General features: G+C 48.3%; 9 protein-coding genes. 8 read left to right on the forward strand and 1 reads right to left on the reverse strand.

What is annotated here, in order from left to right:
- Positions 1-134 precede the first annotated feature (134 nt).
- Complete coding sequence (locus LK536_RS51695; RefSeq protein ID WP_506092216.1) at positions 135-1,559, reverse strand: GntR family transcriptional regulator; 1,425 nt, start codon at positions 1,557-1,559, stop codon at positions 135-137.
- A gap of 437 nt (positions 1,560-1,996) precedes the next feature.
- Here LK536_RS51695 and LK536_RS51700 point away from each other — a divergent pair, with 437 nt between their 5' ends.
- The 8 genes from LK536_RS51700 (at position 1,997) to LK536_RS51735 (ending at position 16,257) form a co-directional block, all read left to right on the forward strand.
- Positions 1,997-4,105, forward strand: coding sequence for a putative bifunctional diguanylate cyclase/phosphodiesterase (locus LK536_RS51700; protein ID WP_227796803.1), 2,109 nt, complete (start codon positions 1,997-1,999; stop codon positions 4,103-4,105).
- A gap of 321 nt (positions 4,106-4,426) precedes the next feature.
- Complete coding sequence (locus LK536_RS51705; RefSeq protein ID WP_227796804.1) at positions 4,427-6,532, forward strand: diguanylate cyclase; 2,106 nt, start codon at positions 4,427-4,429, stop codon at positions 6,530-6,532.
- 174 nt (positions 6,533-6,706) lie between these two features.
- Positions 6,707-9,883, forward strand: a complete 3,177-nt coding sequence (locus LK536_RS51710) for a hybrid sensor histidine kinase/response regulator (protein WP_227796805.1) — start codon at positions 6,707-6,709, stop codon at positions 9,881-9,883.
- 18 nt (positions 9,884-9,901) lie between these two features.
- Positions 9,902-12,064: a sensor domain-containing phosphodiesterase gene (locus LK536_RS51715; protein WP_227796806.1), complete on the forward strand. Its 2,163-nt coding sequence runs from the start codon at positions 9,902-9,904 to the stop codon at positions 12,062-12,064.
- 25 nt (positions 12,065-12,089) lie between these two features.
- Positions 12,090-13,763, forward strand: a complete 1,674-nt coding sequence (locus tag LK536_RS51720; RefSeq protein ID WP_227796807.1) for a methyl-accepting chemotaxis protein — start codon at positions 12,090-12,092, stop codon at positions 13,761-13,763.
- 322 nt (positions 13,764-14,085) lie between these two features.
- Positions 14,086-15,585, forward strand: coding sequence for a methyltransferase domain-containing protein (locus tag LK536_RS51725; protein WP_008720220.1), 1,500 nt, complete (start codon positions 14,086-14,088; stop codon positions 15,583-15,585).
- 83 nt (positions 15,586-15,668) lie between these two features.
- On the forward strand, positions 15,669-16,025 hold the full coding sequence (locus LK536_RS51730) for a hypothetical protein (RefSeq protein WP_506092217.1): 357 nt from the start codon (positions 15,669-15,671) through the stop codon (positions 16,023-16,025).
- A 67-nt stretch (positions 16,026-16,092) separates the two neighbouring features.
- Positions 16,093-16,257, forward strand: coding sequence for a hypothetical protein (locus LK536_RS51735; protein ID WP_168164722.1), 165 nt, complete (start codon positions 16,093-16,095; stop codon positions 16,255-16,257).
- Positions 16,258-16,263: the final 6 nt, after the last annotated feature.

Consider the following 16,263-nt stretch of genomic DNA (forward strand, 5'->3'; position numbering starts at 1 on the left):
TCTCCTGATTTTTTCTATATATAGAGCGAAGGTGCCGCTCAATCATCTATTTTGATGATTTTGCGACACCCTCTTTTTTTGGATGCTATCCAGTTTTCCCCATCCCATCCCCACTCCCATAACCACCCCACCCCTTAATCAAGTAACGGCAGCATAATCGCATCAGCCTCATGAATACCGCCAGCAATCAGTTTCTCTTTCCCAGCCTTAAAAATCTCAAGGCCCAGGCGCTGCAGCTCTGTTGCAAATAGCTCCGCATCTTTTTCTTCCAGGCTTTTCAGCAGGATTAAGGTTGATTGGGAATCGAACCTGAAATCATAGGGCTTCAGATCATTAAGTGGATAACCGAGATATTGAAAGTGCATCAGTCCGCCCAGTATCTGCCTTAAAGCTGGTGACTGCGCATTCTCGTTCAGCAGGCTGAAGCAGATGCCGAAGGTCATGTAGTAATCCTTGGAAGTAAGAATGTTTCGCAGCCAGGATATCGCCCCTTGAATGGAACTATCCGTAAGCGTAGGAAAAACAGACCGTGCCACATCCTTACAGATTACCAGGATGACCTGCACACTCTGCAGATATTGGAGCAAGGCTTTTTTCAGATTGGGTGTGGTAAACTTGGAAATCGGCGCCGGGTTATCCAGTCCCACCAGCACGCGTGTCCCTTTTCCCGGGATGGTCTCCACAATCCCAATGTCGCTGAGTATCTTAACGGCGCGGCGGACCGTTATTAATGGTGCAGAATACTGTTTCGCCAGGGAGGCAAATGACGGAAGGAATTCCTGGTTCCCAAAGGACGAATAAATCTGCCGGAGAAGTTTCATGGCCAGATTAAAATTGACCAGCGGACGCTCCGAGAAATAATTCCATTCATATGGAATTGGTTCAACCGGATGCTCAGGCGGAAGCAGCGAGTCATGATACAGGCGTACCCATTCAATCTGTTTCTGGTACAGGCGTACCAGCAAATCTTTTAGCTGTCCGTAATCAGACGTCTTACACAGGAAAAGTATCTGTGCGGTTTCCCTTTTTAAATAGGTCATATAACCATAAATAAATGCCTTATCCCCCAGGTGCATGATTGTAGTGTGCCCAAAGAAACTTGTGCTTAAATATAAGTTGAGAAACAGAGGATTTCCCAGGGCCTTCAGGATATGGAAGAAAAATTCGAAGAACGGATATTCATTATAGGGTGACATCCGCTCAAAGATTTCAGTGAGCTTTTTAAAATCATCATCATCACATAGTTTCAGGCCCTGCAGCATGACATCCGGCCAGATCAGCAGCATGGCATCACACAGGTCCAGGAGCGCAGCTTTTGTGGCATAGCTGTAAGCCCTGTATTCTGCCCTGCATGCCTCTTCTTTGACATCATAAGTTACAATCGCACTCCGTCCCTGGCTCAGGGATACATAATGGTCTTCCTGAAGAAGCCTTAACGCATTATGGATTGTGGCGCTTGAAACATTAAAGGTCCTGCATAGTTCAGGTACCGTGGGAAGACTCGAACCAGTAGGATACAAGCCGAAATGAATGCAGTTAAACAGATGTCTGTAAGCCATATTGTATAAATTTAATTCATCCAAGGTTTTTCATCCTTCCAAAAACATTGTTTATCATATTTTTATATTTTATCATTTCCATATGATTATGGATACTATTTTCTTGAATTATTTTTGGACATCGCTTATAATGAAAAATATTAATTGAGCATAATAAAATGTATTTAGAACAGTTTTGCAAGCCGCGTTTGGGAATCGCGGTCCAGGTAAAGGGCTTATATGGAAAATGCTCCTTCATTGTTGCTGTCCCTCTGGGATATCAGGATGGCTTACTGCCTGAAGCAGTGGATGGCAGTGGATGGCAGGGGGGCGCCGGAAGCCGGGCGTGCTTACTTTTTTGGTAATGCATGCTGGGAAATAAGCCGGTACTTCCGCCCTGCTATTTATGTAAGAATAACCATTATGAACCATCAATTGTAAAAGGAGGGAATGGGAAAATGCAACAGTCCGGGCGAAGCCAGTTGGGGAAAAACTTTGTGGAAGACGATGAATATAACCTGCTGATGACTTCCATGCGCGTCAGTGTGAGCAAACACCTGCTGGATGACCATTTTACAGTTGTGTGGGCAAACGATTTTTATTATGACCTGATCGGGTATCCAAAGGAAGAATATGAGGCGGTGTTCCATAACCAATGCGACCTCTTTTTCCGCAGCAATACAAATGATTGGGAGGGGATTGTGGCGGCTGCCATGGGGGCGCTAAAAGCCGGTGAACCGCGCTACGAGCATATTACAAGGATGCGCCACAAGGATGGGCATATGATGTGGGTCCGGCTGGTTGGGACGTACACGGAGGATGTTGTTGACGGATATCACATTGCCTATACCGTGATGAGCGATGTCAGCGATATCATACGGATGCAGAAAGAACAGACCGTTACCTATAACAGCATTCCTGGTTTTATCGCAAAATTCAGGATTAGGGAAAGCAGGATAGAGCTTGTGGATGCCAATGAACGTTTCCTTTGTTTTTTTGGCCATCGGGAGCAGAATACCCTGACGAACCTAAGCACACCTGAAAATGAGGCGGCGCTAAGGGAATGCTATCCCGCCATGCGAGGAGGAAAACCGGTCCGGTTTACCATGGAGGCGCGGGATAAGGAAGGAAATGCTGTCTGGCTGCAGCTGAATGGTGACTGTATTGATTGGATTGACGGCGATCCGGTCTACCTGATTGTATACATCGATATTACCGACCTGACGCGGCAGCGGGAACTTCAGAAGGAAACCAACATGCAGCTGGAGCGGCTGGCGTTCACGGACCCGGTGACAGGCGGTTACAACCGCACCTGCTTTGAACTGAAGGCAGGGGAAGGGGTCAGGGCGGCCCCGGCCGGCACCTATGCCCTGGTCTGGATGGATGTGCAGAAATTCAAGCTTCTCAATGAGATGTTTGGCATTGAAGGCGGAAACCAGACATTGAAATACATACATGACGTAATCCGCGGCTGCCTGGAGCAGGGGGAATATGTGAGCCGTACCTCTGCGGACAACTACAGCCTTTTGCTCAAGGCCTCCCCAAAACAGGAAATGGAGGCACGCTTAAACTCCATTGCCGAGAAGGTCAATCATTTTAACAAGGATGCGGAGGAGAAATATATCCTTTCGCTGACAGCGGGAGTCTACTATGTGGAGGACCCAAAACTGCCAATCATGCAGATCCAGGACCGGGCGAACGTGGCCCGGGAGAACATCATCAGGACAGCGGATGCAAAGCTGTGTCTCTGCATGTTTTACTCTGAGCTGGATCAGCTGCGGCTGATGCAGGAGAAAGAAATTGAAAACCGGATGCGTGATGCACTTGAAAAAGAACAGTTTGTCGTCTACCTTCAGCCGAAGCAGTCCCTGCGCAGCCAGTCCATCGCAGGAGCGGAAGCGCTGGTGCGGTGGCTTGACCCGGAGAGAGGATTAATCCCGCCCAAGGATTTTATCCCCCTGTTTGAAAAGAACATGTTCATTGTTAAGCTGGACCTCTATGTGTTTGAGCGTGTGTGCGCCCTGCTCCGCAAATGGATTGATCATGGCGAAAATCCGGTGCCGGTTTCCGTGAATATGTCCCGTGCCCATCTGTCTGACCGGGATTTCTTAAAGCGGTATGAGGAAATCCGTAAGCGGTACGGCGTCCCGGCAGACCTGCTGGAAATCGAACTGACGGAGACACTGGTGTTTGGGAACCCGGATGTGCTGATGCAGGTTATTGATGCATTTCATAAATGCGGTTACCGCTGTTCCATGGATGATTTTGGCAGCGGCTATTCCTCGCTCAATGTGCTGAAAGATATAAATATTGATTCCATTAAGCTGGACCAGGCGTTCTTTGGTTCTGAAAAGATGGACAATCCGAGGGAACGAGATGTAATAACATCCGTGATTGAACTGGCGGCCAAGCTGAATATGACTACGGTTGCAGAAGGCGTGGAAACAGATGCACAGGAAGATTTCCTGAAAGGGACTACCTGTGATCTGCTTCAGGGTTATATATTTTCCCGTCCGGTACCTCCGGAGGAGTTCGAGCGGATGACGTTTGGAAGAACGCTTTCCTAAGCCCAGGCCGGGGCGGTATGGGGGATATTCCTATGGCCTTGTCTGATATACAACCTGGCCGGGAAGGGGATATATGTATGACGGTATCATTATTCCATATTGATAATTTATATGTCTGGGATTTGGAAGGGGGCGTCCGTTTGGCGTCCCCCGATATGGTTTCTGATCAGGGTCCTGCAGGGAAGTGCATGATCAGCTGTCCTCAGACGGGACGATGCAGATAAGCCGCAGTGGCCGGCAAGACGGCTTGCTCCCGCACAGGGGCTGTTAAACTATACGGTTGGGCATTGGATGATGGCCAGGATTTGGAGATGAGAAGGTATGGATGAACATCACAGCATATCAGGTTTTCCGGGAGGACTTGAGAAAAAATATGCAGGCGGGATCCTGGACTCAATAATGGACATGGTTCCGGGTGGTCTGGTTGGAATCAGTTTTGAAAGCCGGGATATTTTATTTGCCGGCGGCTGTATATTTGATATGGCAGGTTATGGGCGGGAGGAGATTCAAGTCAGCTGTCACCACCGATGTCTGGATATGATTGTTTTTCCGCAGGACCGGGAATGTGTTAAAGCCTTCATTACGGCGCAGTCCAATGCCAGCATGTCTGGACAGGCCAAAGCCATCAGCGAAACGGAACTCGGCTTCCGTATCATGAAAAGGGATGGCGGCCTGATGTGGGTCAGGGCATTTGCAGGCAGGCTGCCTGACTCCCCGTGGGGATCCTGTCTGCTCCTGTACCTGCTGGATGATACGCAGCGGATGGAAGCAGCCTGGGACGCTGAAGGGATGCGGCGCAAGATGGGTAACCTGATGAACACCATTCCCGGCGGTGTGGCGCGTCTCTGCCTGTCTGACAACAACCGTATCGTGATGGCCACAGACAGGTATTATGCCCTGACCGGCTACAGCAGGGAGGAATGCGGACAGGCGCCGATTTATGGAAATGCCTTAAATTTTGTCCTGGAGGAGGACCTGCCTAAGGTCAATGCAGCTATTGATAAATTAATCAGGAACAACAGTGCCGTCAGTGTGGATTACCGCATCCGTATGAAAAATGGGGACGTTTCGCAGAATACAGCCTATTGCTCAAAGGTTGAGCAGGCCGGGGACCAGATATATATTGATATCATTGTCCTGGACTCCACCCTGTTGGAACGGTCGGAGCGTAGGCTGGCGGCCCTTACCAACAGTATCCCTGGAGGCGTGGTCCGGCTGCATGTGGATGACGACATTTATATCGATTATGCCAACGAGGGATTTTACCGCCTGGCCGGGTACCCGGAAGATGAATTTAACGGTGAAGGGATTCACCGGCGTTATACCCGGATTATTCTCCCGGAGGACAGGGAGATGGTACTTGACCGGGTAAAAAGTTTTGTTGCCAGCAGGAGGGATTGCCCCTCCCTGGACTACCGCATCCTCACGAAGGCCGGAAAGGTGCGCTGGATGCGGGCCAGTGCGGCACGGGTGCCCGGCGGTCTGGAAGAGAAAAACTCTGTGCAGTGCGTGCTTATTGACATTACTGAAAGCAGGCGGGCGGAGGAGGAGTCGCTTATCAATGCGGAGAGGTACCGGATCATTGCTGAACAGGCCCAGGATATCATTTTCACCTGGAACCTGGGGGATGGGAGCGTCCACTTTTCCCCTGTTTTCGAAAGTAAATTCGGCTTCCCGCCTCCTGCGCAGATATATGACCGGGTTTTTGAAGAAGACCGCCCTATTGTGGATGAGGCTGTCAGCAGGCTGAAAGCCGGTGAATCCTATGTCGTGATAGAATACCGCTTTCGTGCTGGACAGGGCCGGCTGATCTGGTGCCGGACCCGTATGACGGTCATCCATGGCAGTGATAAAAGGCAGAAGCAGGTGGTGGGGATTATTATTGATATTGATGAGGATAAGCGGGCAGCTGCCCAGATGCAGAAACGCGCGGAAACAGACGCCCTCACCGGCCTGCCGAACCGCGGTACGGTTCAGCAATTGGTAGAGTCGCATCTTAAGCACTGCGGTCCGGACCAGAATCATGCCTTCCTGCTGATTGATATTGACAATTTTAAATGGGTCAACGATACCTTCGGCCATCAGCGGGGGGATGAAGTCCTCTCGGATGCCTCGGCCCTGCTCAGGGAACAGGTCCGTCCCTGCGATGTGGCCGGACGCCTGGGCGGGGACGAGTTTGTGGTCTTCGTGGATGATGTTCCCTCCGTTGAACAGGTAATGGAAATAGCGGCCCGGCTGGGTGAGCTGTTTAACCACTCCTTTTCCTTTGGAAAAGACCCTGGTTCTGTTTCCATCAGCATTGGGATTGCGCTGTCTCCGGCGCATGGAACGACATTCGATGAACTGTACCGGAATGCCGATAAGGCGTTGTATGAATCTAAGAACCATGGACGGAACCGATATTCCATATACTCGCCTCCTGGATAAAGAGGGACGGTGAGGGAGGAAGGGCACCTGTTCACAGGAGGGGATGGCGACGGAGCCTGGGCGCCTGTTTTCCGCCAGGGAAGATAGGATTTATTAGTGCCACAGGATATTAACGCCATAAGATATTATCGCCAAAAGATATTTACACCAGAAGATACGATGGAGGAGAGCCAGGTGGAAATCAATTTAAGCTATGAGCAACTCAATAACGAATACAGTATGCTGATGGGAGTTTTGGGCGCCAGTGTCAGTAAGCACCTTATGGATGAGCACCTTACCTGCATCTGGGCCAACAACTACTATTATGAGCTGATTGGTTATACCAAGGCTGAGTACGAAACCCGTTTTCAAAACCAATGCGACAGGTACTTTGAAACCAACCCGGAGGGGTGGAAAATGCTTACGGATAGGATAAAATCCAGTCTGGCAGGCGGGAAAAAAGGGTACTCGGTCTATTTGCCCATGGTCTATCCGGATGGTTCCCCATTCTGGATTAAGCTGCAGGCTGCCTTTACAGAGGAGTATATGGACGGGTACCGGGTCGCCTACACCACCATGGTTGATGTGACGGAAATGATGCTGGCCCAGAAAGAGCAGATGCGCGCACAGCAAAACTATGAAACAATGACACGTGAGCAGGAAATGCTCATGAGCGCGCTCAATGTCAGTGTCAGCTCGCATCTGGTGGATGAGCATTTCACCTGCATCTGGGCCAATGAATTTTACTACAGACTGATTGGTTATCCGAAGCCAAAGTATGAGTCCCTGTTCCACAACCATGCGGATGAATATTATGCCAATAACCCGGAAGGCTGGGACCTGCTTACGAGGAAGGTCACATCTGTGCTGGAGAAGGGGGAGGATAAATATGAAATGATTGTCCCCATGAAATACGAGGATGGCTCCAGCTATTGGGTAAAGCTGGTCAGCTTTTTTACAGATGAATATGTGGATGGTTACCGCACCTCCTACACGGTCATGACAGATGTGACAGAGCTTGTTCAGACGAAGAATGAGCTGGAAATGATGATGCGGGCTATGAAGGTCAGCGTCAGCAAGCATAAGGTGGATGAGCATTTCTCCGTGGTCTGGGCCAATGATTTTTATTATCAGCTCATCGGGTACACCAAGCCCGAATATGAGGCCAGGTTCCATAATCATTGTGATGAGTATTTCATGGATAACCTGGAGACCTGGGATATCCTCTGCAATAAAATAGACAACATGTCCGCTGCGGGGGAGGACAGCTTTGAGACATATCTGCCGCTGAAGCTCCCGGACGGCTCCTCGCGCTGGGTGAAGCTGGTGGATTTCTTTACCAATGAATATCAGGACGGGATCCAGATGGCTTATACCACCATGATTGATGTCACCGAACTGCTGCAGGCCCAGCAGGATAAAAGCGTTGCTTATGAACACGTTCCCGGTTTTATTGTCAAGTACCGGGTCTTACCGGACCGGCTTATCATGATTGATGCAAGCAGCCGTATCAAGGATTTTTTTGATGTGGATCTGGAGCATCTGGCTGATACTGATTTTATGGGGGTTTTACAGCCCGAGAGCCGCCAGGTCATTGAGGCCCTGCTCCCGGAATTACGGAGGCGGGAGGCACTGGAACTGGATGAATCCATCCGTGTCAAGGATAAGCATGGCAGGGACTGCTGGCTGCAGCTCCATGGCACCTGTATTGACGCCATTGCCGATGATCCGGTTTACCTGGTGGTGTTTATTGACATTACGGATATTACAGAGCTTAGAAAACTCCAGCACCAGCTGGAAGAGCGCACGGAAATGCTCAATACGGCACTGGAGGCCGCCAAGCTGGCGAACGCGGCCAAGTCGGAGTTCCTCTCCCGGATGAGCCATGATATACGTACACCCATGAATGTGATTGCCGGGATGACGGAGATTGCCGACGCCCACCTCCAGGATCCGGAACGTGTAAAGGACTGCCTGCACAAAATCCGGCTCTCCAGCCACCACCTTCTGGGCCTGATCAATGATGTGCTGGATATGTCGCAGATTGAAAGCGGCAAGGTCTCCATACATATGGCGCCCCTTTCGCTGCCTGATTTAGTCAGGGAGATTATCATGATTACCCTGCCCAATGTCCGTGCAAAGCGGCAGAAGTTCAAGGTTCATTTAATGAATGTCAGACAGGAGCATTTTTACAGCGATGAACTGCGTCTGCGGCAGATATTATTGAACCTCTTATCCAACGCCTCTAAATTCACGCCTGAAAATGGGCAGATTGTATTTGAGGTGGAACAGCTGGAGAATAACGCTGCCCTCTCCTTTACGGTTTCGGATACAGGACCCGGCATAAAGGAGGATTTTCAGGAACATATTTTCGAGACGTTTGCCCGGGAACGCGATAGCCGCACCGACCGGATTGAAGGCAGCGGCCTTGGCCTTGCCATTGTGAAACGGCTCACGGAGCTGATGGACGGCGACATTATACTGGGCAGCCTGCCGGGACAGGGGACCACGTTCCGTGTGACGCTGCCGATGCAGCACATTCCGGTTCCTCCAATTGAATGTATTGATGAATGTGGGAATATTCTGCTGTTGGATACAGATCCGGTTGTCCTAAAAGATGCACAGCAGGCCCTGGGCGGCCTGGGGGTTGGGACAGACTGCGCAGGAAGCATCAGTGAAGCGCTATCCCATATCCGTGGTCGTCAGAAGGCCGGAGAAAGCTATCAGATGGTGATTATGGATTGGGAGCTGCTCCGGCGGGATGGCTCAGCTGTGGTAGAACAGGTCCAAAGGGAAGCTGCGGGGGAACCGCCGCTGCTGATTATATCCGCCTACGATTGGAGCGAAATCAAAAACGGGATAACTGCCAGTATCGATGGATATATAGAAAAGCCCTTTTTCCAATCCACATTCAGGAACTGCATGATGAAGTATTTAAAAGGTGAGGAGACATCAAGCCAGGAACCCAAAACCTATGATTTGCATGATAAGACAATCCTGCTTGTAGAGGATAATGAGCTGAACCGGGAAATTGCCATGGAGCTTTTGGGCGGCTTTGGAGCCAGGCTGGAGGCAGCGGTAAATGGCGAGGAAGCAATCAGGCTTTTTCAGGCGAGCACTCCCGGCTACTATTCCCTGATCTTAATGGATATACAGATGCCGGTGATGAACGGTTATGAGGCTACCCGTGCAATCCGGGCGCTTAACCGTACAGATGCCGTAACGATACCGATTATTGCAATGACAGCCGATGCTTTTGTTGAGGACATCCGGAATGCAGAGGCCGTCGGGATGAACGGTCATATGGCGAAGCCATTAAGTTTTGATACCCTTGCGTTGGAAATAGAAAAATATTTAGTCCCTGCAGTCTGATTATCCGGGAGGTATACTGTGAACGAAACTTTTTTTGAACGATTTATTATAAACCAGCAAAATCTGGTGGCCTATGCTACGGATACGGATACCAACGAAGTAATATATATGACACAGGCGGCAGCCTCCCTATACGGATTCGAGCATGCGCAGGATACTTATGGAAGAAAATGCTATGAGTTGATTCAGGGACTGGACAGTGTCTGCCCATTCTGTACAAACAGTAAACTGGCGCCAGGCCAGCCATATCATTGGGAGCATTATAACGGAAAGCTCCGGATGTGGTTTGACATCACGGATATCCTGGTTTTGTATGAAGGGAAATATCGCCGGCTTGAAATTGCGCGGGATGTTACTGCCCAGAAAGAAAAATTCGACCGTGTTTCGAACCGCCTTACAGTGGAAGAAACATTGGTGGACTGTATTCAGACACTTTCCAGTGAAGCAGATGTCAACGCGGCGGTGAACCGCTTTTTGGAGACCATATGCCGCTTTTATGCGGCTGACAGGGCATATATCTTTGAATACAGAGAAAACCACATTGATAACACCTTTGAATGGTGCGTCCCTGGTATTTTGCGTCAGATAGAAGTTTTAAAAAATATCCCAATGGAATACATCAGGGACTGGAATTACAAATTTAAGATTGACGGAGAGTTTTTTATTACCTCCCTGGATAAGGACCTGGCAGTTGATTCACCTGATTACCGTATCTTAAAAGACCAGGGGATTGAAAGCCTTGCCGCCGCACCACTTAAGAAAAATGGTCAGATAATCGGTTTCCTCGGTGTTGACAATCCGACAGAGAGCACGGAGGATTTATCCCTGCTCCGTAGTGTATGTAGCTTTGTATTGGAGGAAATGGAGCGGCGCCGGCTGATCCAGACCCTCGAATTATTCAGCTATACGGATTTACTAACTGGCCTCCAGAACCGGAACAGCTTTATAAAAATGTTGGATAAGCTTTCCAATCAAACCCTGCGTTCCTTAGGTGTCATCTATATCGACATCAATGGAATGAAGAAAATCAATGACAGCAATGGCCATGAATATGGCGACCAGGTGATAAAAAAAGTGGCAGATATCCTGAAACTGCACGTGGAATGTGAAGCATACCGGGTGGGCGGAGATGAGTTTACGGTGCTTTGCCCCAATATGGATAAACAGGACTTTCAGGCGCTTACAGAGAAGCTGATTCTGGATTTTGATAAGAACAAAGAGTATGACGTATCCATTGGCCATACCTGGAATGAAGGGAATGTATCGGCTGACGAAGAAATCCTGAAGGCTGATGACCTGATGTATGCAGAAAAGCAGCGGTATTACCATGCCATCCTGCAAGGTGACAGAATGGCACGCGCAGGTATTGCTACGGAGCTTTTAAGGGATATTGCCGACCACCGCTTTGAAGTCCATTATCAGCCTCAGATCTGCCTTAAAACCGGGCGGATTATCGGTGCGGAAGCCCTGGTGCGGAAAAGGAGCAAGCGGGGAAACTTAATCCTGCCGGATCGTTTCATTCCCCATTATGAAAGGGAGCGTGTAATCTGCCATTTGGATCTATTTGTATTCCAGACCGTCTGTGCCGATTGGCAGAACTGGAAGAAGCAGGGGATTGAAACCCATATTTCCTCTAATTTTTCCCGTGTTACACTGATGGCCTCCGATATTGTGGGCCAAATCAAACAAATCTGCCAGGAATATGGAGTTCCTGCGGAAAAGATTACCATAGAGGTAACCGAAAGTATCAGTAAATTGAATCCGCAGCAATTGATTGACCTAATGAACCAGATTGCGGCGGAGGGATTTTCTGTTTCATTGGATGATTTTGGTTCAAAATACTCCAACCTGTCTATTCTGACTACACTTGATTTTAATGAGATTAAATTTGACAAGTCTCTGGTAGATAAATTAAGCAGCGATGCAAAGAGCCGCATTGTCATGAAAAACACGATGCAGATTTGCCGCGAGCTTCCCATGACACGCTCTTTAGCGGAAGGGATTGAGACGGTGGAGCAGCTGAATCTGCTGCATCAATATCATTGTGACCATGGACAGGGCTACTATTTTGCCAGACCGATGAACGCGGAATCATTTTTGGAATTATTAAAGAAGGAACAAATGCTGGGAACCTCTGTTTTGATTCAGTCTGATCCATATGGAACGGGGAAAATGGAATGATTCGGTAACAGGAGGAAAAATAGCTATGAAGAATTTTAAAGTCAGTAAAAAACTCACGATTTCTTATGCATTTGTTCTGAGTTTATTGGTAATCAGCATTGCCGTGAGTATTGGAAACTTAATAAGTATCAGGAAAAAAGTGGAGGTGTTCTATAATGGCCCCTTCAAAGTCCTGAATGCGGCGAATACGGTTAATTCCAGTTTTGAGGCAATGCAGAAATCTGTATTTCGTGCCATCGCCAGTACCAATCAGGCGGATACGGAGCAGGCGTTAAATAATGCCAGGGCGTGTGAAAGCAAGATCCAGGAACAGATACCTATTATCCAGAAAGATTTTTTGGGAGACCAGGCAATTGTGGATCGGCTCCAGGCGGCGCTGACTGAACTCGCGCCGCAGCGTGAGCATGTCCTGGGACTTGCGGTGCAGGATCAAAAGGCAGAAGCTGCTGCCTATATGGAGGCAAATAATATCATAACCATCCATAAAGCACAGGCGGAACTGGATGAACTTATTGAAATAGCGGACAAGAAAGCAGATGCATTGATTATGAATCTGCGCGCCGCGCAGACAAAATTTATTGTTGTATTGTCTGTGTTGGGGTTAGCCAGTGTACTTGTAAGCGTTCTTTTTGGAGTCTATATCACCCGCAGCATTACCAGACCGATTAAGGAACTGGAATCTGCAGCCAGGCAGATGGAGCAGGGACATCTGAAAATTGATGTAAAATATACATCAAAGGATGAGTTGGGAAGCCTTTCAAACAGTATGCGGCAAATGTCAGACAAGATTTCCTATTACATGGATGCGATTTCCAGGGTTATGCAGCAGCTGGCCGACAGCAATCTGAAAATACCGTGCTATGATGATTTCCAGGGGGATTTTCGGCCGGTACAGGAGTCCCTGTTTATTGTACTTAATTCTCTGAATGAGACCATTTCAGAAATCAACATGTTCTCCGACCAGGTTGCCAGCGGGGCAGACCAGGTTTCCAACGGTGCACAGATACTTTCGCAGGGTGTCATAGCCCAGGCCAGCTCGGTGGAAGAACTGGCAGCGACCATGTCAGAGATATCCCGGCAGGTGAGGGAGAATGCGGAAACCTCACAATTGGTAAAAACAGCGGCAGGTGAAATGGGCGCAAATATTCTGGCCTGTAACCAGCAGATGCAGGAAATGAAACATGCGATGGAGGAAATCAATGCAAACTCTACGCAAATCAGAAAAATCATAAAGACGATTGATGATATCGCGTTCCAGACCAATATATTGGCCCTCAATGCCGCGGTGGAGGCGGCCCGGGCTGGTGAATCAGGCAAAGGATTTTCCGTGGTGGCTCAGGAGGTGCGCAACCTGGCAACCAAATCATCAGATGCTTCAAAGAGCACGGAGGCATTGATTGAGCAGTCTCTCTCTCTGGTTGATTATGGAACAAAAGTAGCGGAAGAAACCGCAGCCTCGCTCATGAATATAGCTGGTGGTACCGATGATATGATATCTAAAATAAACCAAATCGCGGAGGCTTCAAAAAGGCAGGCAGCCGCGACTGAAATGATTTCCGCAGGCATCGACCAGATATCCGAAATAGTTCAGACTAACTCTGCCACTGCAGAGGAGTCAGCCGCCGCGTCCGAAGAACTCTACGGACAGTCCCAGGTTCTGAAAAGCAGGGTAAGCCGCTTTAGGTTAAATGGCGTATGAAGAAAAGTATTCATTGCAGAGAGTCACAGCAGATGTATATAATGTGCTTCCTGGTTGTGAATTGTCTGAATACAATTTCCTCATGGGTTTTGATACAAGGAAAAGATATAAAATCCATAAATACGGGTAAGAGGGGGCAAGGAAATCATATTGTCCCTTCTTTTTCTTCTATTAAGGGAAAAGATGCGCTATAATATAAGACATGCATACTTATTTATGTGTCTTACAGGAGGGATATATGTTTCCTGGCTTTTCCGCGGATGATTAAATAAGGACAGCAGTAACAGCGGTAACTATAAATATAATAAACGCAAGGAGAACTATGATACAGGAATTATGGGAGCAGATCCAGGATGGACAGGAAGTAAGACAGAATCTCAGTAAAATCAGGCAGGAAATAAAGGACAATGGGGAGCGGAGGAAGCTTTCATCCCTTTTGGAAGGCAAGGAGGCGGTCCTTATCAACCTGCTGCAGTCGGAAGATGCCAAGACCAGGAAGAATGCAGCGCTGCTGATGGGGGATTTGAGGAATCCGTTGTTTTTGGCGCCTATTTGGAAGGCATATCAGGAGGATGGGCAGAGGTTTGTTAAGAGTTCCTACTTATCAGCCATCGGCAACTTTGATTATAGGGAGTATATGGATGCCATAAAAGAGCAGCTGGCTGTGTTGGGAAAAGAAAAGGTTACGGAAGAAAACCAGAAGCATGTAATGGAAGAAATGAGGAAGCTATCCTTCCTGATTGTCCATATAGAAGGGGTTTCCGCCCATAAATTCATTGGCTGGGATAAAGCCTATGACATCTTTCTGATTACCAACCGGAATTACCGGGAGCTGACCGCCGGTGAACTGATGGAGCTGGAGCCAAATGCGAAAATAAAGCTTATGGGAGCCGGGGTCATGGCAAGGGTTACCAATCTTAACTGGATTAAGGGAATCCGCACCTATCAGGAGCTGCTGTTTGTGGTAAGGGGCATGGAAACCAGCGAAATGGAACCGGATAAGATTGCCCATACAGTGGTTGATTCCCCGTTGCTATCCTTCCTGTCAAAAAGCCATGAAGGAAACCCGCCCTATCATTTCCGGCTGGAGTTAAAGAGTAAAAAGGATTTGGGCCAGAAAAGCGTGTTCCTGAAAAAGGTGGCTTCTAAGATTGAAGCATTATCAGACAGGAAATTGATAAACACAACGGAAAATTACGAATTTGAGCTGCGGTTAATTGAAAATAAGCTGGGGAACTGCAACATCATGGTAAAGCTGTTTACCCTGAAGGACACGCGGTTTTCCTACCGCAGGGAAGTAATCCCCACCAGCATAAAGCCGGTTAACGCGGCCCTGACCGCAGCGCTTGCAAAAGAATACATGAAAGAGGATGCGCAGGTCCTGGATCCATTTTGCGGGGTAGGGACCATGCTGATTGAACGCCATAAAGCAGTCCGGGCCAATACCTCATACGGAATCGATATCCAGGAGGACGCCATATTGAAAGCCAGGGAGAACGCAGAGGCGGCAAGGCAGGTCATCCACTTTATCAACCGGGATTTCTTCCAGTTTACACATGACTATCTCTTTGACGAAGTGATTACCAATATGCCCTTTAAGATTGGCCGTCTGACAGATGATGAGGTCTATGATATTTACAAACGGTTTTTTCAGATAATCCCTGACTTTCTGAAAAAAGGTTCGGTTCTGATCCTGTATACCCATAATAGGGAAGATGTGGTCCAGTTAACCTTCCGTACAGGCTTCAGTATCATGAAAAGCCATGAAGTATCGAAGAAAGAAGGAACCCATATCATGATTCTCCGTTACGCGGGGAATTAACTGTCCCATTACTTTTATGGCCGTGCCTACCCAGAATAATGCCAGGCAGCCTCCAATATACTAAATAAAAAAGGCTGAAATAGATGCTGACAAAGCGGTACATCGTTATATTTGCAGGTCTGGGACCGGAAAAATTTACGGAGGATGTCTTAATTAGGACATGGGAAGACGTGGCAGACAGGTTATATCTTGAGACTGGGATTTACATAAGCGCAAGGCTGGCCATGTCTTATATGATCTGCGGGGACAGGCGGGGGTGTGAATTAAAAGGCCCTACTGCGGAGTATACATCCGTATGGAATCCTGTGGAAGTGGAAAGCGAGACAGAGTTCCACAAGACATTCATCAGGGTAGTGAAGGGTGTGAGGGAGGTCTTTGACAATCCATATATGGGTATATCCATTGAGGGAATCAATCTGTATTATTTTTTGAAAATATAGGGTCTGTACAAGATTGCCCTGCATACCATCCCGGCCTGGCGGCCATACTATCCCTGAGGTGATGACAATGAAGCAGGGAGAGCAGGAGTCCACGAAGGAACTGGAGGCCCGGGCCAGGGAGGTTGAGACATTTAACAACCATTGGACGGACGGGGAGTTCCTGGGACCTAATACACTGAGACAGAAAAAAGATATCCATAAATACGGGAAAGAGGAAACAGAGGAGTCTTAGTGACTC

The sequence above is a fragment of the Clostridium pacaense genome (genome assembly GCF_020709765.2).
Taxonomy (GTDB): Bacteria; Bacillota; Clostridia; order Lachnospirales; family Lachnospiraceae; genus Enterocloster; species Enterocloster hominis.

Coding starts and splice junctions, on each gene's coding strand:
- LK536_RS51695 (WP_506092216.1), bottom strand. CDS start 1,559: ATGGCTTACAGACATCTGTTTAACTGCATTCATTTCGGCTTGTATCCT.
- LK536_RS51700 (WP_227796803.1), top strand. CDS start 1,997: ATGCAACAGTCCGGGCGAAGCCAGTTGGGGAAAAACTTTGTGGAAGAC.
- LK536_RS51705 (WP_227796804.1), top strand. CDS start 4,427: ATGGATGAACATCACAGCATATCAGGTTTTCCGGGAGGACTTGAGAAA.
- LK536_RS51720 (WP_227796807.1), top strand. CDS start 12,090: ATGAAGAATTTTAAAGTCAGTAAAAAACTCACGATTTCTTATGCATTT.
- LK536_RS51725 (WP_008720220.1), top strand. CDS start 14,086: ATGATACAGGAATTATGGGAGCAGATCCAGGATGGACAGGAAGTAAGA.
- LK536_RS51730 (WP_506092217.1), top strand. CDS start 15,669: ATGCTGACAAAGCGGTACATCGTTATATTTGCAGGTCTGGGACCGGAA.
- LK536_RS51735 (WP_168164722.1), top strand. CDS start 16,093: ATGAAGCAGGGAGAGCAGGAGTCCACGAAGGAACTGGAGGCCCGGGCC.